The 694-nt window shown below is 65.4% G+C and carries 1 protein-coding gene; it reads right to left on the bottom strand.

The genetic code is table 11. The annotated features are described in order from the left end of the window. Positions 1-235 precede the first annotated feature (235 nt). Entirely contained in the window at positions 236-526 is a 291-nt protein-coding gene (locus A5785_RS13735; protein WP_049699084.1) for a GIY-YIG nuclease family protein, read from the bottom strand. Positions 527-694 lie beyond the last annotated feature (168 nt).

Genomic DNA, 694 nt, shown 5'->3' with positions numbered 1-694 from the left:
GGCCGGCTCAATCAGCGGAAAGGGCCCCACGCGCGGGCCGGGTGCTGACCCCGCTGGTCGAGCTTGTCGAGACCACCTCACCCCGCTGGTCGAGCCCAGCCACACCGCTGGTGATTTCGACTCGGCTGCTCGCTTCGCTCGCGGCCGGCTCAATCAGCGGAAAGGGCCCCACGGGCGGGTCGAGCCAACCGCCGCTGGTCGAGCTTGTCGAGACCACCTCACCGCAGCCGAGCGTCTACGCCCCGTCTTGTCGGTTGCGCGAGAGTTGTTGCAGCAACTCATAATCTCCAGCAATGAGGGCCTTCCGCTTGCCGCGGGACCAGTTCTGAACGCGCTTCTCGAGCGCGTACGCCTCTGCGATGGTTGGACATTCGTGTTGGTACACGAGCCGAACAGGCAGCCGGCAGCGCGTGTAGCGACTGCCCTGACCGCTGTTGTGCTGCTCGAGCCTCGACTCCACGTTCTGGGTGCTGCCCACGTAAAAGCTGCCGTCAGCGCACTCGAGGATGTACATGTAGCCGGTCATCCGACAACTATGCACTCACCGCTCGACTGTCGAATTTCTCTGTCCACAGGCCGCTTAGTGGTCTCGACAAGCTCGACCAGCGGGGTTGGCTCGACCAGCGGGGTTGGCTCGACCGGCGAGTGGGGGCTCGGCCGGCGGTGGGGTGGTCTCGACAAGCTCGACCAGCGG

It is taken from the genome of Gordonia sp. 852002-50395_SCH5434458 (assembly GCF_001665905.1).
GTDB lineage: Bacteria > Actinomycetota > Actinomycetes > Mycobacteriales > Mycobacteriaceae > Gordonia > Gordonia jacobaea.
The sequence above is the reverse complement of the archived record's forward strand: the minus strand, read 5'-3'. Positions and strand labels throughout refer to the sequence as shown.